At 67.2% G+C, this 17,720-nt stretch carries 19 protein-coding genes; 5 read left to right on the top strand and 14 right to left on the bottom strand.

Annotated features, from left to right (window positions below; genetic code table 11):
• Positions 1-2 precede the first annotated feature (2 nt).
• Complete coding sequence (locus ACU18_RS03850; RefSeq protein WP_050684220.1) at positions 3-1,559, bottom strand: ABC transporter substrate-binding protein; 1,557 nt, start codon at positions 1,557-1,559, stop codon at positions 3-5.
• A gap of 224 nt (positions 1,560-1,783) precedes the next feature.
• On the opposite strand from ACU18_RS03850, the gene ACU18_RS03845 reads away from it, so the two are divergent.
• Both ACU18_RS03845 and ACU18_RS03840 read left to right on the top strand, forming a co-directional pair.
• Entirely contained in the window at positions 1,784-3,037 is a 1,254-nt protein-coding gene (locus tag ACU18_RS03845) for a glycoside hydrolase family 1 protein (protein ID WP_050684219.1), read from the top strand.
• A gap of 85 nt (positions 3,038-3,122) precedes the next feature.
• Positions 3,123-3,413, top strand: coding sequence for a hypothetical protein (locus ACU18_RS03840; protein ID WP_050684218.1), 291 nt, complete (start codon positions 3,123-3,125; stop codon positions 3,411-3,413).
• On the opposite strand, the gene ACU18_RS03835 is transcribed toward ACU18_RS03840, so the two are convergent.
• Positions 3,398-4,150 (bottom strand): GAF and ANTAR domain-containing protein, encoded by a 753-nt coding sequence (locus ACU18_RS03835; RefSeq protein WP_050684275.1) that lies wholly within the window; start codon positions 4,148-4,150, stop codon positions 3,398-3,400. The two genes, ACU18_RS03840 and ACU18_RS03835, sit on opposite strands and share 16 nt — an antisense overlap.
• A 102-nt stretch (positions 4,151-4,252) precedes the next feature.
• Here ACU18_RS03835 and ACU18_RS03830 point away from each other — a divergent pair, with 102 nt between their 5' ends.
• Complete coding sequence (locus ACU18_RS03830; protein ID WP_050684217.1) at positions 4,253-5,839, top strand: carboxylesterase/lipase family protein; 1,587 nt, start codon at positions 4,253-4,255, stop codon at positions 5,837-5,839.
• A 36-nt stretch (positions 5,840-5,875) separates the two neighbouring features.
• Here the strand turns inward: ACU18_RS03830 and ACU18_RS03825 are convergent, their stop codons facing one another.
• The gene (locus tag ACU18_RS03825; RefSeq protein ID WP_050684216.1) at positions 5,876-6,316 is read right to left on the bottom strand and encodes an SRPBCC family protein; all 441 of its coding nucleotides are present in this window, start codon (positions 6,314-6,316) and stop codon (positions 5,876-5,878) included.
• Positions 6,317-6,463: 147 nt separating this feature from the next.
• Here ACU18_RS03825 and ACU18_RS03820 point away from each other — a divergent pair, with 147 nt between their 5' ends.
• Entirely contained in the window at positions 6,464-6,916 is a 453-nt protein-coding gene (locus tag ACU18_RS03820) for a DapH/DapD/GlmU-related protein (RefSeq protein ID WP_050684215.1), read from the top strand.
• On the opposite strand, the gene ACU18_RS03815 is transcribed toward ACU18_RS03820, so the two are convergent.
• The 11 genes from ACU18_RS03815 to arfA form a co-directional block, all read right to left on the bottom strand.
• On the bottom strand, positions 6,894-7,973 hold the full coding sequence (locus tag ACU18_RS03815; protein ID WP_050684214.1) for a HoxN/HupN/NixA family nickel/cobalt transporter: 1,080 nt from the start codon (positions 7,971-7,973) through the stop codon (positions 6,894-6,896). The two genes, ACU18_RS03820 and ACU18_RS03815, sit on opposite strands and share 23 nt — an antisense overlap.
• On the bottom strand, positions 7,973-8,932 hold the full coding sequence (locus tag ACU18_RS03810) for an urease accessory protein UreD (RefSeq protein WP_082178171.1): 960 nt from the start codon (positions 8,930-8,932) through the stop codon (positions 7,973-7,975). The genes ACU18_RS03815 and ACU18_RS03810 overlap by 1 nt, the downstream gene beginning before the upstream one ends.
• Positions 8,929-9,546, bottom strand: a complete 618-nt coding sequence (gene ureG / locus ACU18_RS03805) for an urease accessory protein UreG (protein ID WP_050684213.1) — start codon at positions 9,544-9,546, stop codon at positions 8,929-8,931. Before ureG ends, ACU18_RS03810 begins: the two co-directional genes overlap by 4 nt.
• Before the next feature lie 13 nt (positions 9,547-9,559).
• Complete coding sequence (locus ACU18_RS03800) at positions 9,560-10,228, bottom strand: urease accessory protein UreF (protein ID WP_050684212.1); 669 nt, start codon at positions 10,226-10,228, stop codon at positions 9,560-9,562.
• 210 nt (positions 10,229-10,438) lie between these two features.
• Complete coding sequence (gene ureE / locus ACU18_RS03795; RefSeq protein WP_050684211.1) at positions 10,439-10,918, bottom strand: urease accessory protein UreE; 480 nt, start codon at positions 10,916-10,918, stop codon at positions 10,439-10,441.
• Positions 10,919-10,934: 16 nt separating this feature from the next.
• A complete protein-coding gene (gene ureC, locus ACU18_RS03790) occupies positions 10,935-12,680 on the bottom strand; it encodes an urease subunit alpha (protein WP_050684210.1) in 1,746 nt (581 codons plus the stop codon).
• Entirely contained in the window at positions 12,677-13,018 is a 342-nt protein-coding gene (locus ACU18_RS03785) for an urease subunit beta (protein WP_050684209.1), read from the bottom strand. The genes ureC and ACU18_RS03785 overlap by 4 nt, the downstream gene beginning before the upstream one ends.
• 11 nt (positions 13,019-13,029) lie before the next feature.
• Positions 13,030-13,332 carry an urease subunit gamma gene (locus ACU18_RS03780; RefSeq protein WP_050684208.1) on the bottom strand — a complete coding sequence of 101 codons (303 nt, stop codon included), beginning with the start codon at positions 13,330-13,332 and terminating at the stop codon, positions 13,030-13,032.
• Positions 13,333-13,428: 96 nt separating this feature from the next.
• Complete coding sequence (locus ACU18_RS03775; protein ID WP_050684207.1) at positions 13,429-14,433, bottom strand: LacI family DNA-binding transcriptional regulator; 1,005 nt, start codon at positions 14,431-14,433, stop codon at positions 13,429-13,431.
• A gap of 115 nt (positions 14,434-14,548) precedes the next feature.
• Positions 14,549-15,133 carry an HhH-GPD-type base excision DNA repair protein gene (locus ACU18_RS03770; RefSeq protein WP_050684206.1) on the bottom strand — a complete coding sequence of 195 codons (585 nt, stop codon included), beginning with the start codon at positions 15,131-15,133 and terminating at the stop codon, positions 14,549-14,551.
• 60 nt (positions 15,134-15,193) lie between these two features.
• Positions 15,194-16,720, bottom strand: coding sequence for an arabinosylfuranosidase ArfA (gene arfA / locus ACU18_RS03765; RefSeq protein WP_442853701.1), 1,527 nt, complete (start codon positions 16,718-16,720; stop codon positions 15,194-15,196).
• 382 nt (positions 16,721-17,102) lie between these two features.
• Here arfA and ACU18_RS19550 point away from each other — a divergent pair, with 382 nt between their 5' ends.
• Complete coding sequence (locus ACU18_RS19550) at positions 17,103-17,708, top strand: hypothetical protein (protein WP_050684205.1); 606 nt, start codon at positions 17,103-17,105, stop codon at positions 17,706-17,708.
• Positions 17,709-17,720 lie beyond the last annotated feature (12 nt).

Genomic DNA, 17,720 nt, shown 5'->3' with positions numbered 1-17,720 from the left:
TGTCAGTTGGTGGGCTTGAAGGACGAGAGCAGCGGGTAGGAGTTGGAGCCTGCGAACTCCACTTCCGAGACCTTCTTGGTGTTGTAGCCCCAATTGGAGAGGGACTCGAACAGAGGGATCATCCAGCCGGACTCCACAAGGCGGGTGTTGAGCTTGGTCAGTGCCGTCTTCCGGGCAGCGTCGTCCTTGGCAGCGGCAACCTCTCCGGTGGCGGCGGACAGCTGGTCATCGGTGGCCTTCTGGACGTTGGTGAAGCCGTTCAGGATGGCCCCGTACATCAGGCCCAGCGGGTTGTCCCAGGTCAGCGGCGCGTAGCCCAGCGGGGTGGTGGCGACGGCGGCGAATGCCTCGTCCGTGGAGGCGGCCATCTTCACGTTCATGGTGATGCCCACGGCAGCGAGGTCCTTCTGGATGGCCTGCAGGTCGGTCTGGGTCTGGGCGCCGGCGATGATGGTGAACTCGAAGCCGTTGGCGTAGCCGGCTTCCGCGAGCAGGCTCTTGGCCTTTTCCGGGGAGTAGGCAAACCGGGTGTCCAGCTCCGTGGTGAAGCCGGCGGAATCCTTGGGCAAAGCGTTCCAGGCCGGGACGTCACCCTTGTGGAGCGCGTCCACCAGGGCTTTGCGGTTGATGGCGTACTGGATGGCCTGGCGGACTTTCTCCTCTGCGAAGGCGGGAGCAGTCTTGCCGGTCTTGTCGAAGGAAATCATGGTCTGGACGGTGCCGCCGATCTGCGACACCCCCACGCCCTTGGACTTGGCGAAGTCCACCGTGGGAGAGGTCAGCTGGGCGACGTCGGCCTGGCCGGAGACCAGTGCGTTGGCGCGGGCCTGCGGGTCCAGGATGACGCTGAAGACGATCTTGTTGTAGGCGTAATCGGCGGCGTCGGCATTTTTGTCGTTTTTGACCAGCACGTACTTGTTGCCCTTAACTGTGCTGGCATCAAGGGTGTAGGGGCCGGAGCCGTCCGGCTTGGTGGCCAAGCTGGCGGAGTCGGCCACGCCGGTCTTGCCGACGATCATGCCCATGGTGGAGGTCAGGTTCTTCTCGAAGCCCGGCTGGGCCTTGGCGAAGGTGATGGCCACCTGGGTGGGGCTGACGACGTCGACACTGCTGATTTCCTGCGCCCCGCCCTTGGCGATGGCTGAGTAGGTGCTCAACGCGGCGTCCGTGCGGCGGTCCAGGTTTGCCTTGACCAGGGCGGCGTCCAGGGTGGAGCCGTCGGTGAAGGTGACACCTTCCTTGAGGGTCAGCGTCAGCACCGTGCTGTCCGCGTTGTAGGCGAAGGCTGAGGCCAGGCCGGGGCCGGCGGTGCCGTCCGGCTGCAGGTCCAGGAGGGTGTCGTAAAGTCCTTCCATAAACTGACGCTGGGCGTCAGCCACCCGGATGGGGTCGTAGCCGAACGACGCGGAGTCGCTCTCCACGCCGATGGTCAGGGTGGTTTTGTCAACGGCCGTGTTGGCAGTCTGGGTGCCGCCGCCACAGGCAGCCAGGGAACCCATCAGCAGGGCGCCGGCCAGGACAGCGGCGCTCCCCCGGCTCTTGGTGGTCTGAAGTCTCATTGGTGCGCCTTCGCATTCGTGTTGGACAACGGAGAAAGTAAACATGTGGTGTGCCGGCAGCTGCCTGGCTCCCCTCAAGGATCAGCCGCAGCGAATTCCCGCGGACATGAGAATGTCATTGATTGAAAATGTATTGTGGCGCCCGTCACGCCGGGCCGGAGGATGGATAAAAGGGCAGCGACGCCCGGCGCCCGTCTGCGGGCGCCCCTTACGAAAGGATCAACATGGCCACCCAATCCCAGTTCCCGCAGGACTTCCTCTGGGGCGTAGCCACCGCCGGCCACCAGGTGGACGGCGGCAACGTCAACAGCGACGCCTGGTTCCTGGAACACCTGCCGGGTACGTCCTTCGCGGAGCCGTCCGGCGATGCGATCGACCACTACCACCGCTACCGTGAGGACATCGCCCTGATCGCCGGGCTGGGCTTCACCAGCTACCGCTTTTCGCTGGAATGGGCCCGGATTGAACCCGCCGAGGGGCTCTTTTCCGTCGCGGAACTGGAGCACTACCGGCGGGTCCTGCTGGCCTGCCACGAGCACGGCCTCACACCGGTGGTCACGTTCCACCACTTCACCTCCCCCCGGTGGCTGCTGCAGGCCGGTGGCTGGGAGGACTCCCGCACTCCTGAACTCTTTGCCCGCTACTGCGACCGGGTCATGGCCCACCTGGGTGATTTGATCGGTGTGGCCTGCACCCTGAATGAACCCAACCTCGGCCCCCTCCTGGCCAACTTCGGCCTTCCCGTGGCAGCCCCCGGGCAGCGCGGTTCCCTGCCCATGTGGGTCTCTGCCGGCGAAAAGCTGGGCATCCCGGCGGAGCAGGTCTCCTACTTCCAGTTCGCAGCCTCTGAGGCGGCCTTCGAGGTGGGCGTCGCCGCGCACCGGGCCGGAACGGCCGCCATCAAGGCCCACCGGCCGGACCTGCTGGTGGGTTGGACCCTTGCCAACTCGGACATCCAGTCCGTGGACGGCGGCGCCGAACGGGCCGACCAGGTGCGCCGGGACGTCAACGAACGCTTCCTGCTGGCCTCGCGGGGCGACGACTTTGTGGGGATCCAGACCTACGGGCGGACCGTCTTCAACGCCGGGGGCCTGGCGCCGGCTCCGGCCGGCGCCCCGACCAACCAAAGCGGTGAGGAAGTCTATCCGCAGGCACTCGAAGCCACCATCCGGGAGGCTGCCCGGGTGGCAGGGGTTCCCGTGATCGTCACGGAGAACGGGCTCTCCACCGATGACGACGCCCAGAGGGTGGCATACCTTGAAACCGCGGTGGCCGGGGTAGCGTCCTGCCTCGCGGACGGGATCGATGTCCGCGGGTATATCGCCTGGTCAGCGTTTGATAACTACGAATGGATTTTCGGGTACGGGCCCAAGTTCGGCCTCATTGCCGTGGACCGGACCACCCAGCAACGCACCCCCAAGGAAAGCGCGCGCTGGCTGGGCCGGATGGCCCGGGACCAAGTGTCGCAGCCGGTCTGAAAAAAGTTTGGAAGTCCACCCATCCATCGGCCCGTCCGCTCCGAATGCCTTGCGTTCTATACTTTCCAAGACTGAGGACGGGACCATGGATGAGGCGGACCAGCAGGTACTGACCGGCGGTGTCATCGCCGAACACGGCCTGGATCCGACGCACCTTTGGCTGGAATACATCGCTTTGGGTGGCGATGCCCCGGAACAGGACCTCCGGTCCTACCTGGCGGGTAACCTGAAGCTGCCCGCCAAGGACAGGGACGCCCTGGCGCAGGCCATCAACGAGCACTGCGCAGCCAACAGCCTGCTGGGCAGGGTGCCGCTCAGCGATTTCCCGTTGGCCGGCCGGCCCACGGATTTCCAGGATCCCTACTCGTCGAAGTAGGTAATGACCCGGCCTTCACCGGCCACTGAGGTGATGACCGCTCCCGCAACGTCCCGGAGTTTCAGGTTGCGGCTGTTGGAGGCGTTCAGCAGCACCCGGAACGCCGAATCCTGGTCGCACTTGTTCTGGGCCATGATGGCGCCGGTGGCAAGGTCAATCACGGTGCGGGACTTCATGGCGGCGCTCATGCCGTCACGGGTCTCGCGCAGTTTGGTCATCCGCAGCGCCAGGGTGAGGCCCTTGGATGCCTGGGCCACAAAACCTTCGGCCCGCTCAAAGCCGCCGTCGGCGAACCCATCCCGGCGCCTGCTGTAGATGCTGACCAAGCCGGTGGCGTCGTCGTCGAGCTGCAGTGGCAGGCAGAGGACAGAAGCGATCCCCTGCCGGCGGGCCGCGCCGGCATAATCGGGCCACCGCTCTTCCAGGGACAGGTCCGGGCTCAGGACGCCGGCGCCTGAACGGTCCGCGTCCACCCCCGGCCCGTCGCCGTTCCTGCCTTCCAGGAGCATCAGGAGCCGGGCGCGCGGATCGCTTCCCACCACCACCAGGGGCTTCTTGGGGCGGGCCAGGCTGATCCCGCACCAGAGGCCGCACTCCGGGGTCCCCAGCGCGGTGGCCGCATGACCGGCGACAGCTGCGAGGAGGCCCTCGGCATCGGTGTCGGCAAGGACCAGGTCCTGCACATGCGCCGCCACAGCAGCAAACAGCCCGCTGTCCGGGCATTCGGCGTCAGCCAAGAATTTTTCCCCTCCGTCTTTAAGGAAAGCCACATCACTATGGCCGCTCACTGCCAAACGGTGACTCCACCCTACCCGCGGCCACCCCGTAACGTGGCACCCATGAAGCTTGCCCACACGCAGCAGGGAACTGTCCAAGGCACCACCGCCACTGTGGACGGCACCCTGGTCCACCGGTTCCTCGGAATTCCCTACGCCGCGCCCACCGGCGGGCAGCGTTTCCGTCCGCCTGTTCCCGCCCCTGCCTGGCCGGGCATCAGGGACGCTGCCGGCCCCGGCCCCGCCGCGCCGCAGAACCCCGACCTGCAGGCACCGCCGGGCTCCACGCCCAGGCGTTGGAGCGAGGACTGCCTCAACCTCAACGTGTGGACGCCGGAATCCGGGGCCGGGTCTGACCGACCAGTGCTGGTGTGGGTCCACGGCGGCGCTTACCTCAGCGGCGCCAACAGCGATGCCATGTACGACGGCGGCGCCCTGGCTGCCGCCGCGGGTGCCGTTGTGGTGGCCGTCAACTACCGGCTGGGTGCGCTGGGTTTCCTGCATCTGCCGGAGCTGTTGGGCCCTGAGTACGCCGATTCGTCCCACGTTGGCCTGCTGGACATCCTGGCAGCGCTGCGCTGGGTGCGCCGGAACATTGCCGGTTTCGGCGGCGACCCGCAGAACGTGACCGTCTTTGGCGAGTCCGCGGGCGCCGCAGCCATCGGCACCGTGCTGGGCATGCCGGCGTCGGACGGTCTTTTCCGGCGGGCCGTGATGCAGAGCGGCACGGCCGAGCGGTACCGCACCCCGGCGGATTCCGCGCGGCTCACCACGGAATTCCTGTCCTTGTGCGGCCTGGACAGCGGGTCCGCTGCCGGACTGCTGGATTTTCCGGTGGCGGAGCTCCTTGCCGCGCAGGAAAAGCTGGTGCAGCGCACGGCAGCGTCGTCATATGCCGTGCCGTTGCCGTTCCAGCCCACGGTGGGCACGCCGGCCCTGCCGCGGCCGCCGCTGGAGGCGGTCCGGGCCGGGCTGAACGGCGGGGTTGACCTGCTGATCGGGACCAACCTGAATGAAGGCTCCTTCAGTGTGCAACTGCGGCCCGACAACCCGGCCGGACCCGCGTTCACTGATCGGGTGGCATCCGTTCTGGCCGGCGCGGGAATCCCGCGTGCCCACGCCGCGGGCTACGCCGAAGCGCTGGGCCGGGTCCATGCCGCGGCCCCCGGCGCTGCACCAGCATCCGACGGGAAGGTGCTGCTGGAGGCTGCCATCGCGGACTCGGTGTACCGCCAGCCCAGCAACCGCCTGCTGGCCGCCCGGGAGGAGTGGGCCGGCAGTGCTGCGGCCGCCACTGTCCCTGGCCGGAACCATGCGTACCTGTTTACCTGGCCCAGCCCTGCCATGGGCGGCCGGCTGGGCTCCTGCCATGCGTTGGAGATCGCCTTTGTGTTCCGGCACCTCAACTCACCGGAGTCGGCATTCCTCACCAGGGGCACGGCACCGCAGGCCCTTAGCGACACGATGAGCTCCGCGTGGGCAGCCTTCGCCGCGACGGGGATCCCGGTGCTGCCTGGAGCGGAGTGGCCGGAATACGGGGCCCAGCGCGCCACCGTGGTCCTGGATGCCGACGTGAGCGTGGCGTTCGACCCGCGCCGGGAGATCCGCGAATTTTTCGAGGCGGCGACCGCCGGGCAACTGGAAGGTTAAGCGGCCCGGCGGTTAACCGGCCCGGCTCAGCGGGACTCAGGCACCGGCCAGGGAGTTGAGTTTGTCCCGGATTCCGTCCAGCGCCGGGTCCCGGAGCGACATAAATGCCGGTTTCAGGAGTGGCTGGATGATTTTGGCCGGGCCGTTGATGCTGAACTCGGCCTTGTAGTCCACCACGGACCCGGTGCCGGCGGGCCGGACCTCGATGGTGTCCAGCGCCGTGACGGTCTTGTTGTGGCCGCGGAGCTTGATATGGCCCTCGGAAAGTTCAATCACAACGTACTCGAGTGACTGCCGTTTTCCCCGGAACTCGGCCTCTGCGTGGTACTTGTGGCCCACTGCCACCGGGCCGGGTGTCAGCTTGTCCATGACCGGCGTGCTGGGGTCCCACTGGCTGGTGTTCTCGAACTCGCTCAGGAAGGCAAAGGCCTTATCCGCGGACAGTTTGGTTTCAACGCTTCCGGCAACAGTGATCATGGCTCCAGTCTAGGAAGCCCGTCGCAGGAAACACAGACCCCCCGCCGTGGGGCCGGACACCGGAAAACGTTGCCGTCCCGGGAATCCTTCACGGTTCCGGACCGTTAACTGAGAGTCTGGTACGCCATTGAATGGACAAGGAATTACATGAACGCCAAATTTGAATCAGTGGAAGACGACGCCGGCAAGATCACCCGGTACGCCCGGCATGCCAACGGCGGCGGGCTTGTTGCGCCCGGCGCGATGGTGGCCGAAAGCGCGCACATCGGCGCCATGGCCTATGTGGAGCAGGGCGCCCGCGTGGGATCGGGCGCCAGGATCGGCGCCGGCAGCTGGATCGGCCGCGACGCTGAGATCGGCGACCGGGCCGTGGTGGGCGCCGGCGTCCGCGTGGGCCAGGGGTCGATCGTCGGGAACCGGGCACACGTGGGCAGCCACTCCCGGATCGGCGCGGGAGTGCTGATCGGGCACGGCGTGCACCTGGTGGCGGATGCGACAGTGCCGGACGGCGGCCGGGTCACGTTGCGCCGGTCGGCACCCCGGCAGGCGGCTGCCACCCGGCAGCACCGCTCCCAGGTCAAGGATGGGATGGCGGCCTGAGCCCGGCGGCCGGGGAGTTTCCGGAGCGGCCCAGCAACGCCGCCGCAGCCCACACGGCCAGCAGCAGGGCCACCAGGAGGAGGCCCGCTTCGCCCAGGTCGATCGCCCCCAGCCATCCGGTCAGCGGATCGTCCAGGGCAAACGCGGCGTCGAAGAAGCCGCCCAGCGTGATCACGGCGATGAACAGGGCCGAGACGGCTGAAATGCCGGTCACCGCGGCGTTGAAACCCAGTTTGCGCTGCGGGTCATCAAGCGCGGACCGGTACATCCGCATCATCGCCACTCCGTTGAGGGAGTCGCAGAGGGTCATCGCGGCCGTGAAAGCGAGCGGCAGGGCCAGCAGGGCGATGGGTGGTACCCCGGCCAGGGACGCGGCAGTGGTCATCATCAGCAACCCGATGGTCGTGGCGGTGTCGAACCCCAGCCCGAACAGGAATCCGATCACGTAGATGTTCCGTGGCCGCCGCACCCTGGCCAGCGGCCGGGCCAGGAGCTTCGCCACGAGGCCCGCGGGCTCCAGGTCGCGCGCCTCGATGGCGCCCCCGGCCCGGGCCCTGCGGTAGGCGCGCGCGGAGCGGGTGAACGCTGATCCGTTGAACAGGCCCATGGCCAGCAGGAACAGGCCCGAGACGCCGCTCCCGATCAACCCGAGCACCAGGTTGCCGGTTGTCCCCTCCTGCATGGATTCGCCCACCGCGGCGGCGCCCGCGATTACCAGGATCCCCGCAAGGGTAACCACCGAGCTGTGTCCCAGGCTGAACGCGAAGCCGACACTGACCGGGTCCTGGCGCTGCGCCACGAACTTGCGGGTGGAGTTGTCGATCGCAGCCAGGTGGTCCCAGTCGTAGCTGTGCTTGATGCCGGCCAGGTAGGCGGTGAGCAGCAGGCCCAAGGTGAGGACCTGCCCGCCGGGCGCGCCGCCGCCGCCCACCAGCAACAGCACAACGGCGGCAACATGAAGCAGGGCCACGGCGCCGAAGGTAAACATCAGCCGGGTCCGGATGGGCAGGGCTTCCCGCTCGCGGTAGAAGGTGGCGAGGTGGGTCATGGCGGTCATCAGTGCTTCCTCAGGTTCAGGGGTTCCTGTCCGTGCCAGCGCGCACGGAGCAGGTTGGTGCAGGCAGCGAGCAGCCGGTTGAGCTCACCGGTACTGTCAGACAAGGCCCGCAGCACCAGGCCCGTGGTTCCCGCCACGGTCCGGGTGAGTGAGACACCGGCCAAGGCGTCGAACCCGGCGGTGAGCAGGTGCAGCTCGTCGGCGAGCGCCTGGTCAACCCGGGCGTCCACCACCACCAGGGAGCCCAGATGGCTGAAGCCTTCCATAAAGCCCAGGCCCGTGACGTCGCGTGCCGGCGGCTGGATCAACAGGTTATCGAGCAGCAGAAGCTCCAAGCCGCCGTGGTCAGCCAGGACCCGCACCTCGTTCCGGAGCCGGACTTCCTCGTAGCCGAACGCGGCGCCGTCCGGCGACCAGCCAGGGGTCACCACCTCGGCCATCACCAGGGCCGACGACGGCCGGACCGTAAACGCGGAATGTTGCCGGTAGCTGGCCTCGCGGTAGGCGATCAGCTGGTCCGGCATCAGCTCCAGCCTGGCGCCCTCCCCCAGCCGCACGGCCATCCGCTGCTCGGCAAACGACCCGGGAGTCCGGTAAACCTTGGTAGCCGACTGCGTCGTCAGCAAAAGATCAGCCCCGGCCCGGACCTCAACATCCAGCAAAAACAGGTCAGCCCCAAGGTAAGCCCCGCCAGGATTCACCAAGACGTAGCAAACCTGCCCGGAGTCATCAAGGTAATGCGGCCGCAACACGCGAAGAGCACCTCGATGGTACTGACTGGACGCGATCGACCTTCCTCCGCGCATCTCGATGCCCAGCTCCAGTTGACCCCTCGCCGGGCGCTTAGCGGCCGCGGATGAAGGGGGCCGCGGCGTGGCGGGCACCGCGGAGCGGGCACGGCGCCCTTCATCCGCGGGCGCCGCCCAAGGTGAGTCAACGACGGAACTGCCGGTGCTCATGTCGCGAGGTCGAGCATCAGGACGTCGCGCCGCACCCATTCGATGACGGCGTCCAGGCCTTCGTCGGTTTTGAGGTTGGTGAAGCAGAAGGGTTTGGCGCCGCGGAACTCGCGGGAGTCCCGCTCCATGACGTTGAGGTCCGCGCCGACGTGGGGGGCCAGGTCGGTTTTGTTGATGATGAAGAGGTCGGACTTGATCATGCCCTGGCCGGCTTTGCGGGGGATCTTTTCGCCCTGGGCCACGTCGATGATGTAGATCGAGAAGTCCACCAGTTCGGGGCTGAAGGTGGCGGAGAGGTTGTCACCGCCGGATTCAACGAAGATGACCTGCAGGTCGGGGTGGCGGGCCTTGAGCTCCTCGATGGCCGCGGTGTTCATGGAGGTGTCTTCGCGGATGGCGGTGTGGGGGCAGCCGCCGGTTTCCACGCCGATGATGCGGTCCACGGGGAGGATGCCGTTGGCGGCCAGGATTTTGGCGTCCTCGATGGTGTAGATGTCGTTGGTGATGGCGGCCATGGAAATGTCGCCGCTCATGTGCCGGGTGAGGCGCTCCACCAGCTGGGTTTTGCCGGCGCCCACCGGTCCGCCGATGCCGATTTTGATGGGTTCACTCATGGGTTTCCTCCTGCTAGCTCATGAACATCCGGGCACGTTGACGCTCGTGCCGCATTTGAAAAATTTCCAGGCCGGGACTGACGGCGCCGAAGTCGTCAGGTGTGAGGTGCTTGACGCGTTCGACGGCGGCAGCAACGCCGTCGGCCGCCTCCCGCAGGAGCCGCTGCCCGGCGTTCTGGCCCAGCGGGATGGCGCGGACGGCATTTTGCGTCAGCGACGTCACCGTGGCGAAAAGGTAGGCGGCCAGCGCCTCCGCCAGCGGCACGTCCAGGGAGCGGGCGACGACGGCGAACGCCAGCGGCTGGTGCCCCACCGCGCGGCCGCCGCCCACCAGGTCCCGGTACAGCGCCAGTTCAGCGGAAGGAAAGATTTCGCCGCCGATTTCCAGAAGCCGGCCGCCCATCTTGGCGCTGGCCTCCCGGACCTGCCGCGGCAGCAGCGAAGCGGACAACAGCGAATCCAACTCCGCAACATTCCACCCCTCGTACACAAACCGGATGGCCAACCCATCGGAATAAGTCAGCGACTGTGAAATAAAGGCCCCAAGCCAGGCCCCAAAGGAAGCCTCATCAGCAACCAGCCCGGCGTCGACATAGCTCTCAAACCCCAGTGAGTGGGCAAAAGCCCCAGTAGGAAGCGCAGAGTCAGTAAGCTGCTGCAGAGCCAGCTGATAAGTCACGATGGGTACCCCGGCGATGGGTGACCAATCGGATCGGCGGAGGCGGGAGTTAGGGGCCGCGGCGTGGCGGGCACCGCGGGGGGCCCACTGCCGCGAGGGCCCCGACCCGAGCTTGCGAGGGTTGGGAGCGGCTGGGGACGGGCACGGCCCCTAACTCCCGCCGAAGCAGCACAGCCCCCCACACCCCGTAGCGCACCCAACAAGGCGCCGAACCTAGTGACTGTGCTCAGCATGGCGGAATGGCACGGGCAGAACGCGTTCCTGCCGGGAGTATGGCACGCCGACGTGGAGCAGGTAGTCCTCGACGGTGTGGTCGTAGGCGCACACCATGACCTCGGCCGCGTAGTCGGAGGTCGAGTCGAAGAACTGGGCCTGGAGGTGGCGGTTGCCCAGGGAATGGGCCACCACGCCCATCTCGTGGAGGGTGCGGGGTGCGATGACCAGCACGTCGGTGGGCAGGACGGAGACAACAATCAGGTTGTTGCCGGAGACGTGCAGGATGTCGCCGTCGCGCAGGTCCCCGGATCCGGAGGGCAGCCGGATGCCGAGTTCCTTGCCGTGGTCGGTGGTGGCGCGCTGGATGCGTTTGACCAGCTGCGCGCTGGGCAGCACCACTTTTTCGTGGTGCAGGCCGGCGTAGGTGTGTGGGTCGGGGAGTTCGTGCAGGTTGCCGAGGACTTTTTCGATGATCATGCGGGGGCTCCCGGGGTTAGAAGAGGAAGTATCGCTGCGCCATGGGCAGCACGTCGGAGGGCTCGCAGGTGACGTCCTCGCCGTCGACCGTCACCTGGTACGTTTCCGGGTCCACCTGGATGTCGGGGGTGGCGTCGTTGTACTTGAGGTCGGCTTTGGTGAGGGTGCGGATGCCGGAGACCGGCCGGATGACCTTTTCCAGGCCCAGCTCCGCGGGGACGCCGGCGTCGATGGCGGCCTGGGACAGGAAGGTGATGGAGGACTGCTGCAGGGCTTTCCCGAAGGTGGCAAACATGGGCCGCATGGTGCGCGGCTGAGGGGTGGGGATGGAGGCGTTGGCGTCACCCATCAGGGCATAGGCAATCTGCCCGCCTTTGAGGACCAGTTCAGGTTTGACGCCGAAAAATGCTGGATCCCACAGGACCAGGTCAGCGAATTTGCCTTCCTCCACGGAACCCACGGAGTCGGCGATGCCCTGAGCGATGGCGGGGTTGATGGTGTATTTCGCCACGTAACGCTTGAGCCGGAAGTTGTCGCTTTCCGCGCCCAGGCCCGCAGCGGCGCCGTGGGCTCCGCCGGCGGGGTCCTTGAGCACGCCGCGCTGCTTTTTCATCTTGTCCGCCACCTGCCAGGTGCGGGTGATCACCTCGCCCACCCGGCCCATGGCCTGCGAGTCGGAGGAGGTGATGGCGAAGACGCCCAGGTCCTGCAGCACGTCCTCGGCGGCAATGGTTTCGGCGCGGATGCGGGAATCGGCGAAGGCCACGTCCTCCGGGATGTCCGGGTTCAGGTGGTGGCACACCATGAGCATGTCCAGGTGCTCTTCGATGGTGTTGCGGGTGTACGGCAGGGTGGGGTTGGTGGAGGCGGGCAGGACGTTGGGCATGCCGGCGATTTTAATGATGTCGGGGGCGTGGCCGCCGCCGGCGCCTTCGGTGTGGAAGGTGTGGATGACCCGGCCGCCGATGGCCCGGATGGTGTCCTCCACAAACCCGCATTCGTTCAGGGTGTCGGTGTGGATGGCCACCTGGACGTCGTACTGGTCCGCAACGGTGAGTGACATGTCGATGGAGGATGTGGTGGAGCCCCAGTCCTCGTGGACTTTCAGCCCGATCGCGCCGGCCCGGATCTGCTCGGCGAGGGGTTCGACGGCGGACGCGTGGCCTTTGCCGAACAGCCCGATGTTGATGGGCAGTCCCTCCGCCGCCTGCAGCATCCGCTGGATGTGCCATTTACCGGGGGTCACGGTGGTGGCTTTGGTGCCTTCGGCCGGGCCGGTGCCCCCGCCGATCATGGTGGTCACGCCGCTGGTGAGGGCGGTGGGGACCTGGTCCGGGGAGATGAAGTGGATGTGGGTGTCCACGCCGCCGGCGGTGAGGATTTTCCGTTCCCCGGCGATGATCTCGGTGCTGGCGCCGATCACAATGTCCACGCCGTCCGTGATCTGCGGGTTGCCGGCTTTGCCGATTTTGAGGATGTGGCCGTCCTTGAGGGCAATATCCGCTTTGTAGATTCCGGTGCTGTCCAGGATCACGGCGTTGGTGATCACGGTGTCCGGGACGTCCTCATCGCGGGTGGCCTGGCCGTTCTGGCCCATGCCGTCGCGGATCACTTTCCCGCCGCCAAACACCACCTCCTCGCCGTAAACGGTGCGGTCCTGCTCGATTTCGAGGAACAGTTCGGTGTCCGCCAGGCGGATCCGGTCGCCGGTGGTGGGCCCGTACAGGTCGGCGTATTGCCGGCGGGGAATCTCGAAGCTCATGCGGGTTCCTTCACGGTTCCGGGCCGGCCGCCGTCGAGCGGGCCGTTGACGGCGTTGCTGAGCCCGAACACCTCGCGTGCGCCGGCCAGGGCGATCAGCCGGACGGTCCGGGAGTCCCCGGGTTCGAACCGTGCGGCGGTGCCGGCGGGGATGTCCAGGCGGCGGCCGTATGCTGCCGTGCGGTCGAAGGTGAGGGCGGCGTTGGCTTCGGCGAAGTGGAAGTGCGAGCCAACCTGGACCGGCCGGTCGCCGGTGTTGACCACCTGCGCCTCCACCGCATCCCGGCCGGCGTTTGCTGTGACCGGCTCAGGCCGGAGGATGTACTCTCCTGGAATCATGGCGGTGCCCTTCAGCGGATGGGGTCGTGGACGGTGACCAGTTTGGTGCCGTCCGGGAAGGTGGCCTCGATCTGCACGTCATGGATCATCTCCGGGACACCTTCCATCACGTCCTCCCGGCGCAGCAGTGTGGTGCCGTAGCTCATCAGGTCGGCCACCGTGCGGCCGTCCCGGGCCCCTTCGATCAGCTCGTAGCTGATGATGGCCACGGCTTCGGGATGGTTGAGCTTGAGTCCGCGGCCCTGGCGCCGCCGGGCCAGGTCGGCGGCCACCACGATCAGGAGCTTCTCCTGCTCACGCGGCATCAGATGCATGGACTTCCCTTCAACGGCCTGTGGGTGGCACCACACTAAGTGTCAAAGGTTTCGGGGACGTTTCAGGCGTGTAATGGGCCGCTCTCCAGGGCCCGGCTAGGGCGCAGATTCCCGGATCTTCAGCTCGAACGCAGCCTCGACGTGGACTCCGGACGCCGCCGTTTCGGTCCCGCTGATCCGGTCCAGCAGCAGGCTGATGGACCGCTCGGCGATCTCGTCCATGCCGGGCGAGACGGTGGTCAGGGAGGGTGAGGCGAAGCGGGCCTCGTCGATGTCGTCGAACCCTGCCACCGCAACATCCTGCGGCACCCGCACGCCCCGGATCAGCAGTTCGTGCATGGCGCCGAGGGCCAATGCATCGTTCAGCCCGAACACGGCGTCGAACTCCACCCCGGCATCCAGCAGGCCTGCCACGGCGGCTGCCCCGGCGTCGCGGCGCCAGTCGCCCTTGGTGACAAGCGCGGGGTCGAAGGGGACACCCGCCTCGGCGAGGGCTTCCCGGTAGCCGGTCAGCCGCAGCCCGCCACCGCCGGCAGTCTCGTCCGCGTGTGCCCCGAGGACGGCGATCCGGCGGCGGCCGCCCGCCAGCAGGTGCCGGGTGAGGGCGGCGGCGGCTTCCTGGTTCTTCATGGTCACGAGGTCAAAGCGCGGATCCACCACGTGCTCGCCCAGCATCACCAGGGGCTTGGTGCCCACCCGGGCGGAGATGTCGTCCGCGTCCATCGCCAGCGGCGTGAACAACAGGCCGTCCGTCAGTTGCCGGAAGGGGCCCTGCAGGGCCTTGCGTTCCGCGGCCTGCCCGGCGCCCGACTGCTCCACAAGGACGCGGTAGCCGCGCCGGGAGGCTGCCGTCATCAGCCGGGAGGCCAGCTCCGCGTAGTACGGCGCGGAAAGGTCGGACAGGACCAGGCCCAGCATGGAGGTCTTACCGGAGCGCAGGCTCCGGGCGGTGAGGTTGGCTTCGTAGCCCAGCTCGGCAATGGCATCCTCGACCCGCTGCTTCGTGGCGGGCCTGATGAACTCGTAGTCGTTCAACACGTTGGAGACAGTTTTCAGCGAAACACCGGCCGCCCGTGCAACGTCGTTCATGGTGACCGCCATCAAGGGCTCCTTCGTGTGATCCTGCCGCGTTCCGGATACATCGTTGCAGAACCGGCGGGCCCGCACCGAATCCGCCGCAACAGTGGCAGCCCGGCACCCATCCCGGGCACTGCCCTCAGGCTTTGGCGGCCTTCGCTGCAGCCTTGGCGGCCTGCTTGCTGGCCCTGACTTTGACCAGGGATTCCGGATCCACAATGTCAGCCACGGAAAGGTAGGAACCTGCCTCACCGTAATGGCCCGCAGCCTCCTGCCACCCGGCCGCCGAAAGCCCGCACTGTTTACCCAGCAGCGCCAGGAAGATCCGCGCTTTCTGCTCACCGAATCCGGGCAGCGCCTTGAGCCGTCGGAGCACCTCTGCGCCGTCGGGACCGTCCTGGGTCCAGATATTGGTGGCGTCCCCGCCCCACTCGCCCTGCACGGCTTCCGCCAACGCCTGGACGCGGCCGGCCATGGAGCCGGGGAACCGGTGCACAGCCGGGCGTTCCTTGAAGAGCTCCACAAAAGCCTCAGGGTTGTGGGCGGCGATGGCCGCCGGTTCCACCGAGCCCAGGCGGGTCCGGATCTTTTCCGGCCCGGCAAACGCGGATTCCATGGTGACCTGCTGGTCCAGCAGCATTCCGGTCAGCAACGCAAAAGCGTCCTCACTCAACAACTTGTCCGCGGCGGGATCCCCCGTGATGTGCAGCTCCATGCCGTCCATCCTCCCACCTGCGGCCGCCGTCGTCATGAGGACGCCTGCGCCGGGCCGTGCAGTGCCGGGTCAGGAACCCACGGACAGCCTGATCATGGACCAGGACACGGCGGGCAGCTCTGCCGTGAGCCGGCCGCCGTCGGCCTTGACCGTGACGTTTTCCGCGGGCAGCACCGAGGTGGAATCGTCAGCGGTGGCCTGCCAGTACGGGTCCTTGTTGGTGTAGGTCAGCGCCTCCACCACGCTCACGTTCCCCAGCGCGGACACAACGGCGTCCAGGCCGAGCGCGTCAGTGGCGGAGCGGTTGACGGCGAACACCACCGCCTCGCCCTTGTCCGCGTCGTAGGTGGCAACGGCTGAGACGGCGGCAAAGTCGGCCGTTTCTCCGCCGCTGACCAGCGGGGATTCGACGGCGAGCTGCAGCACGGTGCCGGCTGCGTGCCGGGACGTCAGCGCAAACGGGTGGAACGTGGTCTGCTTCCAGGCGCGGCCACCTGGCTCGGTCATGATGGGGGCGATGACGTTGACCAGCTGGGCCAGGCTGGCCGAGTGGACGCGGTCCGTGTTGCGGAGCAGGGTGATCAGCAGGTCGCCCACCACCACGGCGTCGGCCACGGTGTAGGTGTCCTCCAGGAGGACGGGGGCGACGGGCCAGTCCTTGCCGGTGGGGACCTTGGATTCGTCGCGGCTCATGTGCCAGACGTTCCACTCGTCGAAGGAGATGTTGACCTGGCGGCTGGACTTCCGGACCGACTTCACGTGGTCGATGTGGCTGACGATGTCGCGGATGAAGGTTTCCATCCGCTGCCCGGAGGCCAGGTGTTCCTGCAGGTCGCCGAAGTCCTCGAAGTACATGTGGGCGGAGATCAGGTCCACCACGTCGTAGGTTTCAGTGAGCACTACCCGCTCCCATTCGCCGAACGTGTCCATGGTGGGGCCTGAGCTGCCGCAGGCAACCAGTTCCAGGTCCGGGTCGGTCATGCGCATGCCGCGGGCCGTGTCGGCCGCCAGCCGGCCGTATTCCTGGGCGTTTTTGTGTCCGATCTGCCAGGGACCGTCCATTTCGTTGCCCAGGCACCACATTTTGATGCCGTAACCCTCCGGGGCGCCGTTGCTCCGGCGCTGTTCGGAGAAGTCCGTTCCGCCGTCGATGTTGCAGTATTCGAGCAGGTCCAGGGCTTCCTGGGTACCCCGGGTACCCAGGTTGACGGCCATCATGGGTTCAACGCCGGCCTTGGCGGACCACTTGGCGAATTCGTCCACACCCACCAGGTTGGGGTCGGTGGAGTGCCAGGCCAGGTCCAGCCGCACGGGACGCTGGCCGGCCGGGCCCACGCCGTCTTCCCAGCGGTAGCCGGAGACAAAGTTTCCGCCGGGGTAGCGGATGGTGGAGACGCCCAGCTCGCGGGTCAGGTCCAGGACATCGCCGCGGAAGCCGTCCTCGTCCGCGGTGGGGTGCTCCGGTTCGAAGATGCCGGTGTAGACGCACCGGCCCAGGTGTTCGACAAAGGATCCGAAGGTACGCCGCCGGACGGGTCCCACCGCGAACGCGGGATCCATGGTGATCTTCGCTGCGGACTGGTCTGCTGTGGTCACGAAAAAACTTCCTTGTCTGTGTTTTACAACGTTATAGAAATATTGTTGACGGTCCCCGGCACGGAGTCAAGCACTGCCCGGCGGAACACGGACCAAGTAGTCCCCCGCAGCAAAGTCGAGTACCGCTTACCCATTCACCGGCGCCGGATACCGCATTAGGTTCTATCTCAGGGCAGGGATGTTTCCCCAGCCTGAGTACCTGGCTCACGAGGGGGTGTGGGGGTCCATTCAGACTCACTACGTACGCGCAGATTTCCCGGACCATCTGGCCCGGGTACTGAACGGGGCCGGCGACGAGGAAGCCTTTGAGACCGAGGCTTCTCCCCCAGCCGTCGCCGGCCCTCTTTTTCGTCCGGCCCCAACCGTCACGGACGCCCAGCGCATGGAAGCGCTCCTGGACCCGGTGGCGGATGCCGATGATCTAACCGGCTCCATCGAGCTGCTGGTGGCGGCTGCTGCCCGCGCCGTGATCCTGGATTTTGGTGGTGGATCTTCCGCTCATCCCGCGTCCGTGACGGCGCTCGACTGCGGACTGGTGGTAAGCGAGTCCGGCCGTCCGGTTGCCCGCCACGGCACGTCAGCCAGGGCCGCGGCACTGCTGGACCGGGGCGTTCCCGCCACCGCCGCCGGAACGGGAACGGGCGAGGGGCCGGTGGCGGAGGTCCTGGCCGGCGGGCCGCCGGTGGTGGTCCTGCAGGGTGCCGCCGACATCCGCTGGCCCGGCTACTCCACCCGCCTGGCCGGGGCGGGGTTCGGCAGCATGCTGGCGGTCCGGCTCAGGCTCAGGCCGGGCGCTTCGGCCGCCTTGGTTTTCTTTGTGCCGGATCCCGCCGCGTTTCCCCTGCCGGCGATTGCGGCGGCGCGCGCGTTTGCGGTCCTTGCCGGCAGGAGCCTGCAGCTGGCCCTCGACCTGCACAACGCCGGAGCCATGGTGGCCGCGGAGATCCTGGCCGACTGGCCGGACACCCGGACGCTCTCACACCGGTGAGGTGCTAGGCGT

Origin of the sequence: Arthrobacter sp. ZBG10 (genome assembly GCF_001238605.1) — a bacterium.
GTDB lineage: Bacteria > Actinomycetota > Actinomycetes > Actinomycetales > Micrococcaceae > Arthrobacter.
The sequence above is the reverse complement of the archived record's forward strand: the minus strand, read 5'-3'. Positions and strand labels throughout refer to the sequence as shown.